19 protein-coding genes are annotated in these 16,545 nt (G+C 40.0%); 3 read left to right on the top strand and 16 right to left on the bottom strand.

The window, feature by feature from the left end; all coding sequences use genetic code 11:
- Positions 1-7: 7 nt before the first annotated feature.
- The 14 genes from ALW18_08830 to ALW18_08765 all read right to left on the bottom strand — a co-directional run bounded on the left by ALW18_08830 (position 8) and on the right by ALW18_08765 (position 11,621).
- Complete coding sequence (locus ALW18_08830) at positions 8-1,888, bottom strand: NADH:ubiquinone oxidoreductase subunit L (protein AOE52601.1); 1,881 nt, start codon at positions 1,886-1,888, stop codon at positions 8-10.
- Positions 1,889-1,894: 6 nt separating this feature from the next.
- A complete protein-coding gene (locus ALW18_08825; protein AOE52600.1) occupies positions 1,895-2,215 on the bottom strand; it encodes an NADH-quinone oxidoreductase subunit K in 321 nt (106 codons plus the stop codon).
- 1 nt (position 2,216) lies between these two features.
- Positions 2,217-2,723 carry an NADH dehydrogenase gene (locus ALW18_08820; protein AOE52599.1) on the bottom strand — a complete coding sequence of 169 codons (507 nt, stop codon included), beginning with the start codon at positions 2,721-2,723 and terminating at the stop codon, positions 2,217-2,219.
- Position 2,724: 1 nt separating this feature from the next.
- Positions 2,725-3,270, bottom strand: coding sequence for an NADH-quinone oxidoreductase subunit I (locus tag ALW18_08815; protein ID AOE52598.1), 546 nt, complete (start codon positions 3,268-3,270; stop codon positions 2,725-2,727).
- 41 nt (positions 3,271-3,311) lie between these two features.
- A complete protein-coding gene (locus ALW18_08810; GenBank protein AOE52597.1) occupies positions 3,312-4,352 on the bottom strand; it encodes an NADH:ubiquinone oxidoreductase subunit H in 1,041 nt (346 codons plus the stop codon).
- Positions 4,353-4,354: 2 nt separating this feature from the next.
- Entirely contained in the window at positions 4,355-5,398 is a 1,044-nt protein-coding gene (locus ALW18_08805) for an NADH dehydrogenase (GenBank protein AOE52596.1), read from the bottom strand.
- 66 nt (positions 5,399-5,464) lie between these two features.
- Complete coding sequence (locus ALW18_08800; protein AOE52595.1) at positions 5,465-6,832, bottom strand: NADH dehydrogenase; 1,368 nt, start codon at positions 6,830-6,832, stop codon at positions 5,465-5,467.
- A 22-nt stretch (positions 6,833-6,854) separates the two neighbouring features.
- Positions 6,855-7,379, bottom strand: coding sequence for an NADH dehydrogenase (locus tag ALW18_08795; protein AOE52594.1), 525 nt, complete (start codon positions 7,377-7,379; stop codon positions 6,855-6,857).
- Positions 7,380-7,383: 4 nt separating this feature from the next.
- Positions 7,384-8,619 carry an NADH dehydrogenase gene (locus tag ALW18_08790; protein AOE52593.1) on the bottom strand — a complete coding sequence of 412 codons (1,236 nt, stop codon included), beginning with the start codon at positions 8,617-8,619 and terminating at the stop codon, positions 7,384-7,386.
- Between the two features lie 34 nt (positions 8,620-8,653).
- The gene (locus ALW18_08785) at positions 8,654-9,175 is read right to left on the bottom strand and encodes an NADH dehydrogenase (GenBank protein ID AOE52592.1); all 522 of its coding nucleotides are present in this window, start codon (positions 9,173-9,175) and stop codon (positions 8,654-8,656) included.
- A 7-nt stretch (positions 9,176-9,182) separates the two neighbouring features.
- On the bottom strand, positions 9,183-9,734 hold the full coding sequence (locus ALW18_08780; protein ID AOE52591.1) for an NADH dehydrogenase: 552 nt from the start codon (positions 9,732-9,734) through the stop codon (positions 9,183-9,185).
- A 63-nt stretch (positions 9,735-9,797) separates the two neighbouring features.
- Complete coding sequence (locus ALW18_08775; protein AOE52590.1) at positions 9,798-10,163, bottom strand: NADH-quinone oxidoreductase subunit A; 366 nt, start codon at positions 10,161-10,163, stop codon at positions 9,798-9,800.
- Positions 10,164-10,457: 294 nt separating this feature from the next.
- On the bottom strand, positions 10,458-10,652 hold the full coding sequence (locus ALW18_08770) for a cold-shock protein (GenBank protein ID AOE52589.1): 195 nt from the start codon (positions 10,650-10,652) through the stop codon (positions 10,458-10,460).
- A 321-nt stretch (positions 10,653-10,973) separates the two neighbouring features.
- Complete coding sequence (locus ALW18_08765) at positions 10,974-11,621, bottom strand: hypothetical protein (protein ID AOE52588.1); 648 nt, start codon at positions 11,619-11,621, stop codon at positions 10,974-10,976.
- 70 nt (positions 11,622-11,691) lie between these two features.
- On the opposite strand from ALW18_08765, the gene ALW18_08760 reads away from it, so the two are divergent.
- Positions 11,692-12,240 carry a hypothetical protein gene (locus tag ALW18_08760; GenBank protein ID AOE52587.1) on the top strand — a complete coding sequence of 183 codons (549 nt, stop codon included), beginning with the start codon at positions 11,692-11,694 and terminating at the stop codon, positions 12,238-12,240.
- A gap of 48 nt (positions 12,241-12,288) precedes the next feature.
- On the opposite strand, the gene ALW18_08755 is transcribed toward ALW18_08760, so the two are convergent.
- Together ALW18_08755 and ALW18_08750 are read right to left on the bottom strand one after the other, a co-directional pair.
- Positions 12,289-14,043: an aspartyl-tRNA synthetase gene (locus ALW18_08755; GenBank protein AOE52586.1), complete on the bottom strand. Its 1,755-nt coding sequence runs from the start codon at positions 14,041-14,043 to the stop codon at positions 12,289-12,291.
- Positions 14,044-14,113: 70 nt separating this feature from the next.
- Complete coding sequence (locus ALW18_08750; GenBank protein ID AOE52585.1) at positions 14,114-14,689, bottom strand: hypothetical protein; 576 nt, start codon at positions 14,687-14,689, stop codon at positions 14,114-14,116.
- Between the two features lie 172 nt (positions 14,690-14,861).
- Between ALW18_08750 and ALW18_08745 the strand changes: the two genes are divergently transcribed.
- Together ALW18_08745 and ALW18_08740 are read left to right on the top strand one after the other, a co-directional pair.
- Entirely contained in the window at positions 14,862-15,848 is a 987-nt protein-coding gene (locus ALW18_08745) for a thioredoxin (GenBank protein AOE52584.1), read from the top strand.
- A gap of 303 nt (positions 15,849-16,151) precedes the next feature.
- A complete protein-coding gene (locus ALW18_08740; GenBank protein ID AOE52583.1) occupies positions 16,152-16,505 on the top strand; it encodes a membrane-binding protein in 354 nt (117 codons plus the stop codon).
- The last annotated feature ends 40 nt before the right edge of the window (positions 16,506-16,545 follow it).

Genomic DNA, 16,545 nt, shown 5'->3' with positions numbered 1-16,545 from the left:
TTATGAATTATTTTGCCAGAAAAATATAAACAATTATTGCGCATACACCCAAAACAAAGCTAAACAGGTAAAAACCTATACTACCGTTCTGAAGTGTTTTTCCTTCGTTACCAAGCGAATTTGCGGCTTTGCCAAGTCCAAAGATGAACCCGGAGAAAGCGGCTTCGGTAACATTTTTAAAGAAGCTGCCTATTGCATAAATTGGTTTTACAATTATGGCGGTGTAAATCTCGTCTACATAAAATTTGTTATACAATACTTTTGTAAATCCTGTAATCTCGCTGTCTTGCTCAGGAACACTAGTTTGTTTAATGTATTTAGCATACGCAATACCAATACCTACAAGTGCCCCTACAACAGCAATACCCATAAGCATATAAGCAGTTCCGTCTAAATGATGGTGTTCTGCCGGCTTTGCCAGTACAGGCGCCAGGTAACTGTTTAACCAGCTTCCGGTAGGAAGGCTAATTGCACCACCAATAAGAGCCAGTATAGCAAGGATGATTAGCGGTAAAGTTATAAGTGCCGGAGATTCATGCAGATGATGTTTTTGTTCATCTGTACCTCTAAATTCTTTAAAGAAAGTAAGGTAAAGTAAACGGAACATATAGAAAGCCGTCATAATGGATGCCAGTGAAGCAATAACCCAAAGTGCTTTATTGTGGTGGAAAGCCGTCATTAAGATCTCGTCTTTAGAGAAGAAACCTGAGAATGGCGGTAAACCGGAAATAGCAAGTGTAGAGATAAGGAAGGTGATGAATGTAATTTTCATTACTTTTTTCAGTCCGCCCATATTACGCATATCCTGTTCTCCGTGAAGTGCGTGAATAACAGATCCCGATCCAAGGAAAAGACACGCTTTAAAGAATGCGTGTGTTATTACGTGGAAAACAGCAATTTCATAAGCCCCAAGCCCAAGAGCAAGGAACATTAAACCTAACTGAGATACTGTTGAATATGCCAGTACTTTTTTAATATCATTCTGAACCAGTCCGATTGCTGCCGCAATAAGCGATGTTACCGCGCCCACAATAGCAATGATGTCCTGAACATCCGGGGCCAGGTTGAAAAGGAAGTTCATCCTTGTGATCATAAAGATACCAGCTGTTACCATCGTTGCAGCGTGAATAAGTGCCGACACAGGTGTTGGTCCTGCCATCGCATCGGGTAACCATGTATATAATGGTATCTGCGCACTTTTACCACAAGCACCAATGAAAAGGCACAATGCGGCAACGCTTAACCATGCCATATCTATTTTCTGTCCTGAAGAAAGTGCAGCGTTGATAGTGTTATAATCTACCGAATGGAAAAGGTAACCGATTATGAAGATACCGATAAGGAAACCAAGGTCGCCAATACGGTTCATGATAAATGCTTTCTTGGCAGCATCATTATAATCCTGGTTTTTGTACCAAAACCCGATAAGAAGGTAGGAGCAAAGCCCAACGCCTTCCCAGCCAATAAACATTATTAGTAAGTTGCTTCCCATTACAAGCGTAATCATAAAGAAAACGAACAGGTTTAGGTAAGCAAAGAATTTATGCATGTTTTCATCGTCATGCATATAGCTTATAGAGTAAATATGGATAAGCGTACCAATACCGGTAACAAACATTAACCATAATAGTGAAAGCTGATCTAACTGGAAACCAAAGTTTACCTTAAAGTTGGCTAACGTAAGCCACTCAAAAAGGTCGAGTATTACAGGTTTTCCTGTATTGATTACCTGAAGGAAAAAAGTTAGGGTTACAACAAAAGATGCCGTAACTGCAAGAGTTCCTAATGTTCCCGAAGCGGTTTTGCCCAGTTTTTTTCCGAAGAAAATATTAAGCAAGAAGCCGGCGAACGGGGCTAATAATAATAGTAAAGCCAAATTTGTATCCATTAGGCGCTATCCTTTTAAATTTTTTAAATTATCTATATCAATATTGCTCAGATTCCTGTAAACCGCTACAAGTATGGCAAGTCCTATTGCAACCTCTGCTGCGGCAACTGCCATAGAGAAGAATACAAATACCTGGCCCTGCGCATCCTGATGGTATGTAGAGAAAGCAACCAGTAATAGGTTAACTGCATTAAGCATAATCTCTATAGACATGAACATTACGATAGCATTCCTTCTGAAAAGTACACCGAATACACCTACACAAAACAATAATGTGGAAAGATAGATGTAATTCTCAATGCCTATTTCCTGTAATATATTTTCCATATTAGTTATTGATGTGTTCTTTTTTAGATAACAATACCGCTCCTATCATAGATACAAGCAATAGTACCGATGCAAACTCGAACGGAACCATGTATTCGTTAAGCAATACCTGACCCAATACTTTTATCGACTGGTAATCCTGACCCGATACTTCATATTTTGTAATAGCGGGCTGTGCTTTCATAAAGGTTGCCAGTAACACAAATGCCACAAGGCAAAAAGAAACTACAGCAGCAATACGCGAAAGCATGGATTTATTTTTTTCGTCTTCCTTATTAAGGTTCATAAGCATTATCGTAAACAGCATAAGGATCATGATAGCTCCCGAGTACACAATAACGTGTACAATTGCTAAGAACTGTGCATTGAACATTAGGTAATGCCCGGCAACAGAAAAGAAGCATATTACAAGGTAAATAGCACTGTGAATAGGGTTTTTGCTAAAGATGGTCAAAAACGCAGTTGCTAATGTAATGGCCGATAGAATATAAAATATAGTTAGAAGCATCTTAGTTCGCCATTTGAGGTTTAGTGTTGTTAATAGCCATATCAAGAGGCATAACCAGTTTGTCTTTACCATAAATAAAGTCTTCCCTGTCGCTGCTTGATTTTACCATTACCCTAGATTTGGTTAGGTAGATTGCCTGTTTAGGGCAAGCCTCTTCACACAATCCGCAAAAAATACAGCGAAGCATGTTTATCTCATAGATAGAAGCATATTTCTCTTCCCTGTAAAGGTGCATTTCATCCGGCTTTCTTTCGTCTGCTTTCATGGTAATTGCTTCCGCAGGGCATGAAAGAGCACAAAGCCCACATGCAGTACAACGCTCACGGCCTTCGTCATCACGCATAAGCATGTGCTGTCCGCGGTATACAGGGCTAAGTTCCCTTGTCTGTTCAGGGTATTTAATAGTTACCTTCCTTGTAAATAAATGTCGGATCGTAATAAACAATCCCTTAAAGATCGCTACAAGGTAAAGGCTTTCCAAAAAGGTCATCTTTTTGTTAGATACCTCCTTTTTCCTTCCCGATAATGATATGGTTTCTATTGACATTATACTATTTTTTTTGCCCTAAGGCGTTTCTTCGTACTTAATTAAAGTTTACCGTCGCTTATTAATATTACAATTCCTGTAATGATAATGTTTGCTATAGCTAGAGGAATAAGCATTTTCCAGCCCAGTCGCATCAGTTGGTCATAACGGAAACGAGGTATTGTCCAGCGTACCCACATATAAAAGAATATGAAAGCACATATTTTAGCGAACAATACAAATATTCCAATAACGTTAGCAGTGTTAGCACCAAGCGTTTCAGAAACCCAGTCCATACCAGGATAGTTATAGGCACCAAAGTAAAGTACTGCTAATATGGTAGACGATATAAACATACTTGCGTATTCAGCAAACAGGTAAAAGCCCATTTTCATTGATGAATATTCGGTATGGTAACCGCCGATAAGCTCAGCCTCACATTCGGCTAAGTCAAACGGGGTACGGTTAGTTTCTGCGAAAGAACATACAAGGAAGATTAGAAAACCAACAGGCTGGTAGAATACATTCCAGTCCATCCCATGCTGACCTGCCGATATTTCGCGAAGGCTTAATGAATCCGTCATCATTGTAAGTGCAATAAGCGAAAGACCCATAGGCACCTCATACGATATCATTTGTGATGAAGCACGCATAGCACTCATAAGCGAGAATTTGTTGTTAGAAGCCCATCCGCCAATCATGATTCCGTATACACCAACAGACAGTACGCCAAATACATAAAGCATGGCAACATCAATATCTGTAGCCTGAAGGATAACATCACGCCCAAAAATGTGCAATTTGTCACCCCACGGTATTACGGCACTCGTCATAAGTGCTGTACTCATAGATATAGCAGGCCCTGCTATGAAAAGGAACCTGTTTGGCGTGTTAGGAAAGAACTCTTCTTTAGAGAAAAGTTTCAAACCATCGGCCAAGGGCTGAAGGATACCGCCTTTACCGGCACGGTTAGGACCTATACGATCCTGAAGCCATGCAGCAATTTTACGTTCTGCCAGTGTTTCGTACATGGCAAAAAGCATAGTGATTGCAAAGATTACTATGATGAAAATACCTTTTTCTATAATTATTGCCTGATCCATAGTTATATATTTCCTTCTTTAAATACCTGTACTTCGTCTTTTTTAAGCGGAATGGCAGGCATACTTATTTTCTTCCTGTCCTGGTCACGGCCTAATAGGATATTTTTCTCAGTTTCAATAGTTACTGTATCCAGTTTACGTGTATAGTTATTTTGGTTGATAACAGAATCTTTCTCAAATTTCCTCGGGCCTTCAATTACCCAGTCTTTAGGGTCTTTGTGGTCAAAACGGCATTCGTTACAGATAAATTCTTCCACTTCGTGGTAAACATCTTTACGTGCCGTAACCCTTTGTATCTCTTCACCAAACATCCAAAGTGTTGTTTTTCCGCAGCATTTATCACAATCCCTGTGCGCGTTGTATGGTTTGTTGAACCATACTCTTTGCTTAAAGCGGAATGTTTTATCTGTAAGAGCTCCAACAGGGCACACATCGATCATGTTTCCTGAAAACTCATTATCAATAGCTTTAGATATAGCTGTAGAAATTTGCGAATGATCGCCTCTGTTCAATACACCGTGTACACGGTTATCGGTAAGCTGGTCGGCAGTCATGACACAACGGTAGCACAGGATGCAACGGTTCATATGAAGCTGAATCTTGTCGCCAATGTTCTCGGGTGCAAACGTACGTTTCTCTTCAATAAAGCGCGTTTTAGAAGAACCGTTCTTAAAGCTTAGGTTCTGCAGGTCGCACTCACCGGCCTGGTCGCACACAGGGCAATCCAACGGGTGGTTTATTAAAAGGAATTCTGTAACCGATTTACGGGCATCTATAACCCTTTCAGAAGTAATGCTTTTTACCTCCATACCGTCCATAACACCTGTAACACATGATGCTACCAGTTTTGGCATAGGTCGTGGATCTGCTTCACTACCCTTAGAAACTTCTACAAGGCAGCAACGGCATTTACCACCGCTCCCTTTAAGTTTAGAGTAGTAGCACATTGCGGGCGGTACAGATTCCCCGCCTATCATTCGCGCAGCCTGCAGGATGGTGGTCCCCGGTTCTACGTCTATCTCCTGTCCGTCTATTGATACTTTCATCTTTATGCTGTTTGAAAGCTGTAAAGCGCGTGACTTTATGACTTTCGACTTTTAACTTTATACTCCTTAAACTACTTGTTTCGCCACCAGGTGTTTTACCTTTTCAAAAGGCTCTGCAACAAAGTGGTCTCTGTTTTTTATTTTTTCAGGGAAACGAACGTGGTATTCAAACTCGTCCCTAAAGTGGCGTATCGCTGCTGCTACCGGCCATGCTGCTGCATCACCAAGAGGGCATATCGTATTACCTTCAATTTTGCGCTGTATATCCCAAAGAAGATCAATATCTTCTTCACGGCCATGGCCGTTTTCAATACGGTGCAGTACTTTTTCCATCCATCCTGTACCTTCACGGCATGGTGAGCACTGCCCACAGCTTTCGTGATGGTAAAAGCGTGAAAAGTTCCAAGTGTTACGCACTACACAAGTAGTGTCGTTATACACTATAAAACCTCCCGAACCCATAGACGATCCGGTAGCAAAGCCACCGTCGGCTAACGATTCATATGTCATAAGGCGGTCTTCGCCTGCTGCTGTTTTATAAATAAGGTGTGCAGGAAGAATCGGCACCGAAGAACCTCCCGGAATAAGTCCCTTTAAAGGCCTGTCATCCATCATCCCGCCAAGGTACTGGTCAGAGTTCATAAACTCCTCTACAGTAAGACCCATCTCAATTTCGTAAACCCCCGGGTTTTTAATATGCCCTGAAGCCGATATAAGTTTCGTTCCTGTAGAACGGCCCACACCAACTTTAGCATATTCTGCACCTGTGTTGTTCACGATCCATGGCACAGCAGAGATAGACTCTACGTTGTTTACCACAGTAGGGTTAGTCCACAATCCGCTGATAGCAGGGAATGGTGGCTTAATCCTTGGGTTACCTCTTTTGCCTTCAAGCGATTCTATAAGGGCAGTTTCCTCACCACAAATGTAAGCTCCTGCACCACAGTGAACGTGAAGGTCCAGGTCGTAACCTGTACCCAGTATGTTTTTACCTAACCATCCGGCAGCATATGCTTCTTTAATGGCTTTCTCTAATATGCGGTAAACCCACATATATTCACCACGGATGTAGATATATGATAAGTTGCATCCAAGAGCGTAGCTTGAAGTAACCATACCTTCAATTAAAAGGTGCGGAATGTACTCCATAAGGAAACGGTCTTTAAACGTGCCCGGTTCAGACTCATCGGCGTTGCAAACCAAATGTCTTGGCTTACCCGATTTTTTGTCGATAAAACTCCATTTCATACCTGTAGGGAAACCTGCTCCACCACGGCCTCTAAGTCCCGAAGTCTTAACTTCTTCAACCACTTCATCAGGGGTCATAGCCTTAAGTGCTTTCTCTACCGATCGGTAGCCGCCATGCTGGCGGTACACTTCGTAGGTTTTTATCCCCGGTACGTTTGCGTGCTCTAATAATATTTTCATAGCCATTGTTTCTTGGAATGGTCTCTAATTAGTGTAAATTAACCTGTCCGTTTCTGCACTCGTCAATAAGCGCATCTACTTTCTCTTTTGTCAGGTTCTCCCTGTAATAATCACCCAGCTGAAGCATAGGGGCATAGCCGCATGCGCCAAGGCACTCAACACCAACAACGGTAAACATACCGTCGGAAGTTGTTTCGCCTTCTTTAACGCCCAGTTTCTCACAAGTATAGTCCATCAGGTTTTCTGCCCCGCGTATCGCGCAGCATGAAGTCCTGCAAAACTCAAACATATATTTACCAATAGGCTTTTGGTTGTACATGGTGTAAAACGATACAACCTCGTATACCTCAATTGGCTTGATATTCAGAATTTCGGCAACTTTGTCCTGAAGCTCAATGCTCAGCCAGTTTTCGTGCGCATCCTGCACTTCGTGAAGCACAGGCAGCAATGCCGATTTTCTTTTATCTTCAGGATAGTGGCTAATCAGCTCATTGATACGCTCAGTAAGCTTAGCATCTATATTTATAACCTGTTTTGCGTGTGAAATTTCCATAATCTTAAGCGTCTAGTTCGCCTGCAATAACATTCAGGCTGGATAATGTTGCAATGGCATCAGAAAGCATCTGTCCTTTTACCATTTCGTTAAAGGCCTGGTAATAAATAAAACAAGGCCTGCGGAAGTGTAGCCTGTAGGCAGTACGGCTTCCGTCTGTTATAAGGTAAAAGCCAAGTTCTCCGTTACCGCCTTCTACCGCGTGGTATACTTCGGTTTTAGGTACCGGCACTTCGCCCATTACAATTTTAAAGTGATAGATAAGTGCTTCCATGTTGTTATAAACCTCTTCTTTTGGAGGAAGGTAATAATCAGGCACGTTAGCATGGAAAGGCCCTTCTGGAAGTTTTTCCAGAGCCTGGCGGATAATGCTTAAGCTTTCCCAAACTTCGGCATTACGAACGCAGAACCTGTCATACGTATCGCCCGATTTTCCAACAGGAACGTTGAATTCAAAATCTTCGTAAGAGCTGTACGGCTGCATAACACGAATGTCATAATCTACACCGGCAGCACGAAGGTTAGGCCCTGTAAAGCCGTAGCTCATTGCCCTTTCGGCAGATATAGGTCCAACATCAATGGTACGGTCCATAAAGATCCTGTTTCGTGAAAGCAGGCTTTCAAACTCCGTCCATATTTTAGGGAATTCGTCTAGGAATTCGTTTATTTTTCTAAAAGCAGCAGGGCTCCAGTCTCTTTCAAAACCGCCAATCCTTCCCATGTTAGTGGTAAGGCGTGCACCGCATATCTCTTCGTAAATTTCGTAAATTTTTTCCCTGTACTGAAACACGTAAAGGAAACCCGTAAGGGCACCCGTATCTACACCCAATACCGAGTTACAGATAATGTGGTCGGCAATACGCGCCAACTCCATTACAATTACCCTTAGGTACTGCACTCTTTTAGGAACTTCAATATCAAGAACTTTTTCAAGTGTCATCCACCATCCCATATTGTTGATAGGAGAAGAACAGTAGTTCATCCTGTCGGTAAGCGGGGTAACCTGGTAAAACGGCCTGTTTTCGGCAATTTTCTCAAACGCACGGTGAATGTAGCCAACAGTTCCTTCGCCATCAAGAATCCTCTCACCATCCATTAAAAGGATGTTCTGAAAGATACCGTGGGTTGCAGGGTGTGTAGGCCCAAGGTTAAGTATAGAAAGCTCGCTGCCGTCTTCATTCTGCTTCTGCTCGATCATCTTGGCATAGCGATGCTCTGGTGGTAATAACAGGTCTGACATTTTATATAAAAATTTGTTCCTTGTTCTTCATTAATTAACAGTTATCCTGCGTACGGCCAAAGAAACGGTCATCTTTGTCGGTTCTTCCTCCGTCTTCCATCGGGAATTCCTTACGCATCGGGAAAGAGGTCATCTCATCCATGTTCAAAATTCTTTTCAACTGAGGGTGGCCTTTAAATATAATCCCGAAGAAATCATACGTTTCGCGCTCCTGCCAGTTGGCACCTAAAAAATGCTCGGTAGCCGTAGCAATTTCAGGGTTATCTCCGTTAAGGAAACATTTAAAGCGAATCCTTACGTTGTCATACCAGTTGTGCATGTGGTATACAACAGCAAACTGCCTGTCTTTTTCAGAATCTGGGTAGTGTACCCCGCAAACATCAGTAAGGAAGTTGAAACGAAGCACAGTGTCGTTTTTAAGGAAACCCATAACTTCAGACATTGCGTCCGGAGCTACTTCAAAAGAAAATATATCGTGTTGCTGGATAAAGCCGGTAACATGTTCACCGAACTGTCCGGTAAGTTTATCCTGTATAACTGTTGTTTCTAAAGCCATTTTTAACTTATGAAATATTATAAGAAGCCAATAGTTCTTTGTACTCTTCAGAGCTTCTTCTTCTAACTGATTCAGATCGTACAATATCCTGAAGTTTCATGATACCGTCCAATATCTGCTCCGGCCTTGGAGGGCATCCCGGTACATAAACGTCTACAGGAATTACTTTGTCTATACCCTGAAGTACAGAGTACGTATCAAAAATACCACCTGAAGATGCACATGCGCCTACAGCGATAACCCATCTTGGTTCAGCCATCTGTTCGTATACCTGGCGTAAAATTGGTGCCATTTTTTTAGCGATGGTTCCCATAACCAAAAGCATATCTGCCTGGCGTGGCGAAAAACTCATACGTTCCGATCCGAAACGCGCCACATCATAGTGTGCCGCCATTGTTGCCATGAATTCTATACCACAGCATGAAGTTGCAAAAGGCAGTGGCCAAAGTGAGTTGGCACGTGCCATACCTACAACCGTATCCAGTTTAGTTGCAAAAAAGCCGTTCCCTTCGTATCCGTCGGGAGCGTCGACTAATTTTATGTCTGATGAATTGCTCATTGTAAATTTAGTTTTTGATTATCAGGGTATTAATTTCAAAAATCATACCCATTCCTCCTTCATTTATTCCCACTCCAAACCTTTTTTCTTCATCACGTAGAAAAATCCTACTACAAGAAGCGTCATAAAGATTCCCATTTTTATAAGTCCTTCCACACCCATTGTACGGAAGTTAACCGCCCATGGGTACATGAATATTACTTCAACATCAAATAATACGAAAAGTATAGCTACCAGGAAGTATTTTACCGAGAACGGTATACGCGCATTACCAACTGATTCTATACCACACTCAAAATTCTTGTCTTTGTTAACCGAATTTCTTTGAGGTCCCAGTTTGCCAGACACGAATATGGTGCCGGCCACAAATCCAACTGCAAGAAGCATTTGCATTAATATTGGAAAATAATCTGCCTGATTTGTCTGCATAGCTAATGTTTAATTTAAAAACAATTCACAAATATAACGCTCGCTGATGAAGAAACTCAACGTTTTTTTGAGAGAAAAGGAATAAAACCTTAATTTTTATTGGTTCTAAATAAATTTGGATTTGGTAATAATTGCAGACTTGCTAAGGAACTTACCCTATAAATTTAAGATTGTTAAGGATATCTTAATAAAAGAGTAAAAAAATTATATTTCGAAATGATTTTATACTAAAAAACCGTCCAATAGGGCGGTTTAATTTAGCTTAAAGGTTGGTTGGTAGATACTATATATGGCTTAAAGTGCTGCGACTTTAGCAGCTACTTTGCCTTTTTTTCCTTCTTCTTCTACAAAACTAACTTTGTCGCCTTCCTGCAGATTTTCTGCGTTTAGACCTGTAGCATGAACGAAAATGTCTTTTCCTGTTTCGTCGTCAGTAATGAATCCATAACCTTTGGATTCAATGAAAAATTTAACTTTGCCTGTTCGCATTTGGTATAATAAAAAATAATTAATAATAATCAAAGATAAAATTAATTATGATATAATGAAATTATGAGTTAAAAAAGTTAATATAAATTTGTTTAACTGATAATTAAAAACAGTATTGATAGTATTTTGTCAATCATTCAAAATATTCCTGAATTTACTATTCTTCATTTGTAAGCAATAAGGTATTTTTGGTTTTCCAGTTTTCGATTATAGCAGATGCTTTTGTAAATTAGGCTTATTTGCAGGTTTATATCGAAACTTAAGTTGTCAAAATTGCAAGAAAAGCTCCTCAATTGCGAGTCTTCTTATTTAAAGAAATTGTTACAGTATAGATTCGAATATAATAACCAGATTTAATGCATTTGTTCGTACATCTGCGCCCATCTTACTAACGTTAGCAAGGCCCAGGTTGTTTCTCACGCCAATACTTAGGTTATGTTTCGGGTCGAGGCTAAATTGTGCGCCTGCTCCGGCTGTAATTCCAAAATCAAGCGTTTTAAAATCGCTGCTGCCGGTAAGTTCCCGTACTTCGTCACCGTTAAATTTAAATTTATCATCTATAAACACGGCTGTATATGGTCCTGCATGAACATAAAAGTTTTTCTTAGTGCCAAAGTAATACTTAACGTTTATCGGAACAGATATGTATTGAAGTGTTCCTCTTAAATTAGCTTTGTCAATATTATCAGGGTTTATTACAGGATCAAACCCTCCGGACTCAAATTGTATCTTTTGTACAAAACTTTTCCTTTCGTAGTTTACATTAGCAAATACCGAAAAGTTATCATTTAAAGGAAGTTCTAAAGACAAGCCAACAAGGTAGTCTAATGCGTTTTTGTAACGGTCAAGTTCTTCATTACCTCTAACATCAGATAATGTAGCCCCGGCATTAAAGCTAAATTTTAGATTGTTTTGTGCCGATGCAAAGAACGATGCTGAAAGCGCCAGGGTAAGTAATAGTTTTTTCATTTGATTATGATTGATTGAATTACGAGGCGAAAGTATTACTATTTTTACAATCTGGAAAAAAATATGATGTATGAAAATAGATAGAAAATTCAACACGTTTACTTTTAAAGAGTACTTTGATTGTATAGAGAACCATAAAAAATATACCGACTTTAATACGCTGGGTCTTTATCGTTCGCTAACAGAAAATGAAAAGCTGGATACAGAACAAAAAATTGAGGTTAGGGAGTATGCACATTCTTTTTTTAAAAAGCAGTTTGATTTCTTACAGATAAAAGATCCTGAAACGTATATTGGTGTTAGTACTATAGGGCAGGAGTTGACAGAAGGTGATACTCACCAGATGTGGGTAGATTTGTGGAGTTATCAGGAAAAGACACTAAAAGACAAACGTATTAAGCACCGTAATTTTGGTGTTTATTCTAAACACAATTGTCCATATGAAGATTGCCGGTTCAATGGCATGATGGTTCGGCAGGGTTCCGGTTTGGCTGAAAGGAGTTTAAGGGGAGCTAATTATTATGGGAAATGGAAGGCCGGAGAACTTAAATCAGAAAGAAAGAATTCTGGTAAAATCATCCAAAAAGAAATTAATCTCGAAGATACTGAGAACCTATAAAAAGAAAAGGCAGCACATTGTGCTGCCTTTGTAATATCATAAAATAGCTTACTGCGCTACATTCGTTTTAATGCTAAGTTCTGTAAGCTGTGCTTCATCAATAACAGATGGTGCATCGATCATTACATCACGGCCCGAATTGTTTTTAGGGAATGCAATAAAATCACGAATAGTTTCCTGTCCGCCAAGTATCGCAACAAGCCTGTCAAAACCGAAGGCAAGACCACCGTGTGGCGGTGCTCCGTACTGGAAGGCATCCATAAGGAAACCAAACTGTGCTTTAGCCTGTTCTTCAGTAAAGCCCAGGTATTTAAACATAAGTGCCTGCGTAGCTTTATCATGAATCCTGATAGATCCTCCGCCTATTTCGTTACCGTTAAGTACAAGGTCATACGCATTAGCCCTTACAGCGCCAGGGTTTGTTTCAAGAAGTGCAATATCTTCCGGCTTAGGCGACGTAAATGGGTGGTGCATCGCGTGGAAACGCTCACTGTCTTCATCCCACTCTAACAGAGGGAAATCTACAACCCATAGCGGAGCAAATACTTCAGGGTTTCTTAGGCCAAGGCGTGTAGCAAGTTCCATACGCAATGCGCTAAGGCGGGTACGTGTTTTAAACGCATCTCCCGAAAGTACTAATATAAGGTCGCCCGGTTGCGCACCTGTAATCTCTGCCCATTTCTTAAGGTCTTCCTGATCGTAGAATTTATCTACAGATGATTTTATTGAGCCATCTGCCTCATATTTTGCATATACCATACCGCTTGCACCTACCTGAGGGCGTTTTACCCACTCGATAAGCCCGTCTATTTCCTTACGTGTGTAAGTAGCAGCGCCCGGTACTGCAATACCAACTACAAGTTCTGAAGTATTAAATACTGCAAAATCTTTATGTTGTGTTACTTCGTTTAGTTCTCCAAATTCCATTCCGAAACGGATATCCGGTTTGTCGTTACCATATTTTCTCATGGCTTCGTCATAGGTCATCCTCGGGAATTTTCCGGTGTCAATACCTTTAACTTCTTTAAGAAGGTGGCTGGCAAGCCCTTCAAATACACCAATAATATCTTCCTGCTCAACAAAAGCCATTTCACAGTCAATCTGTGTAAACTCAGGCTGGCGGTCGGCACGTAAATCTTCATCACGGAAACATTTCACGATCTGGAAATATTTATCCATACCACCTACCATAAGCAATTGCTTAAATGTTTGTGGTGATTGCGGTAACGCGTAAAACTGACCCGGGTTCATACGTGAAGGCACAACAAAGTCACGTGCGCCTTCCGGTGTAGACTTAATAAGTACAGGTGTTTCTACCTCTACAAAACCTTGTGTCGAAAGATAGTTCCTTACTTCCATAGCCACTTTGTGACGGAAAAGAAGGCTATTTTTTACCGGGTTACGGCGAATGTCAAGATAACGGTATTTCATACGGATATCTTCACCACCATCGGTTTCGTCTTCTATAGTGAAAGGAGGTACAATTGATGCATTAAGTATAGTAAGCTCACTTACCAGGATCTCTACATCTCCGGTAGCCATGCCTGCGTTTTTAGATTCACGCTCTATAACAGTACCTTTAACCTGAATAACAAATTCACGTCCTAATGTAGCGGCCTTTTCAAAAACTTCTTTTTGTGTACGTGCCTCATCAAAAATTAATTGTGTTACACCGTAACGATCTCGTAGGTCTACCCATATAAGGAACCCCTTGTTACGCGATTTTTGCACCCATCCGGCTAATGTTACTTCCTGGTTGATATGTGAAGCTGTAAGCTCTCCACAATTATGGCTTCTATACATTACTTGATAAAATTTTGAAGTGCAAATTTAGCAACTAATGTTTACAAAGCACAAAAAACATTGCCTAGTATTAATTTTTGCTTTTATCGGTCTCTTTAAAGGAGTTTATAATAGCCTGCATTTCTTTTTCATGTTTCTTGTGATTGTCGGCGAGCGTCCATACCATAATTTGATAATACCGGTTATTGCCTTCAATAAAAGCAAGCTTCCAGTACACACGGTTACCCGATGAAAGCCCTTCAAAAGAAAGCTCCCGTGCTTTTAACCCATTGATAGTCTTGTTTACAAAATCGGGCATCTTTTTAATGGAGATAGAAGCATCCATTCCATCTGTAATCAATTTAGAATAGCCTTCCAGTGTATTACTGTAGGTGTCTTGCAGCTCATTTTCGTCAATAGCCTTTGTAAGTTGCGATTTGGGTTCGTCAATTACGATTACGTATAGTTCCTTTAATGCATTCTGATATTGTAATGATGCTTCTTCATTAAGGTCTTTTACCTGTTTAAAGTCGGCCGGCACATCAAGAGAATACCTGTTTTCTACATTTACAGTTTCAACTTTTCCTTTACAGGAAACTAAAAATACAATGGTAAAAACAAGGTATAATGCTTTTTCTTTAATAAAATAGTAAGGCAGTGTTTTCATAAATAATGCTTTATTCCGTTTATAAAGTTTTGGCAGGCATAGCAATTTAAGTGTAAATGCACAAAAAGTCTGCCCAATTTGAGCTTTTTAGATAAGATTGTTAAAATATTAACCTCGTGTTATACTTTTAATGCTATTGAATATCTTTATACCATCAACAAAAACCTAAAACATGAAAAAAATTGCATTGCTGCTTCTTTTTGCTTTTGCAGGTGGAGCATACGCACAAGACGTAAAATTTACGGCGAAAATACAGAACCGTAACAGCGACACATTAAAAATACGCGGCCAGCGTAATATTATTAAGGTAATGACATCTAACGCTAAAGGCGAATTTAAGGGTGAGTTTCCTGCAGACCCTGGTTTCTACCAGTTATTTGACGGTGCCGAAACAACATCATTGTACCTTAAGCCAGGTTTTGACCTTGCCCTTACAATGGATGCCAAGATGTTTGATGAATCTATCAAGTATAAAGGTAAAGGTGAAAAAGAAAACAACCTTTTAGCTAAAATGGCGCTTGACCAGGAAGCTTTTGGTGAGAAGATAGGTAAAGTTACCGATCCGGCAGAACAAACTAAATTGATCAATGACTTTTTGACGAAAAGCGAAAGTGACCTTAAAGACCCAGCATTGGATTTAACTTTCCGTACGGTACTTACACAGCAATTAGCAGGTCAGAAACAGCAGATAGCTGCAGAAGCAGAGCAGGCGGCTAAAGCAGCTAAAATGATAGGTCAGCCTTCACCTTCTTTCGCTTACGAAAACTTTAAAGGCGGTACTACAAAACTAGAAGATTTTAAAGGTAAATATGTTTACATCGATATGTGGGCTACATGGTGTGGACCATGCCGTCAGGAAATTCCTTTTTTACAAAAAGTAGAAGAGAAGTACCACGGTAAGAAAATCGAGTTCGTTAGTATTTCTATCGACCAGGTTAAAGACCATGAGAAATGGAAAAAAATGGTAACTGAGAAATCTCTTGGCGGCGTTCAGCTTTTTGCAGATAAAGACTGGAGTTCATCATTTGCTCAGGCATTCGGGGTTACCTCTATACCAAGATTTATTCTTATAGGCCCTGATGGAAAAGTTGTTGATGCTAATGCTAAACGCCCATCAGATCCGGAACTTACAGCACAACTTGATACACTGCTTAAATAAGAAAAATACAATGTTAAGTTAATGTTACCAAACCACGTTCAGGCGTGGTTTTTTGTTTTATAACAGTCTTTGAAGTGCATTTTATACAGCATAAAAACGGAAAAATTAGAAAAATGCTATTTTGCGCATATCGTTGTAAACACTAGTTATTATTGGTGTTTACGCAGATTTTACAATTTTCCAATGTTAAGTTTTCATGTATGTTACCAAATTGTTACGTAATTGTGTCTTTTGTGTAAATTTAATTCTATAAATTTGTTATAGAGATTGATACTAATTACAACTTTAAAACACAAAACTGATATGAAAAAGATATTATTTGCCGGATTGCTGCTGTCAGCAGGTGTGTTATCTGCCCAAACTCAAACAAACGATCATAAATTCTCTGTAGAGAACAATATAGTAAAAGCCACTTATTATTACGAGAACGGTAACATTAAACAAGAAGGTTTTTACAAAGACGGTAAACTGCACGGAAGCTGGACTGCTTTTAACGAAAACGGAACAAAACAATCCATGGGAGAATATGCTAACGGACAAAAGACCGGGAAATGGTTTTTTTGGACGGGAGCTGTTTTAAACGAAGTGGACTTTGCCGACAGCAGAGTTGCTGAAGTTAAGAAGTGGGCACCAGATGCTGTTGTGGTAAATAAATAGTATAACTATTATTTATTTTGGAAAAGGCTGTAAGATAACT

The sequence above is a fragment of the Flavobacterium psychrophilum genome, assembly GCA_001708385.1.
Classification (GTDB): Bacteria; Bacteroidota; Bacteroidia; order Flavobacteriales; family Flavobacteriaceae; genus Flavobacterium; species Flavobacterium psychrophilum_A.
This window is presented reverse-complemented; position numbering and strand designations above follow the sequence as displayed.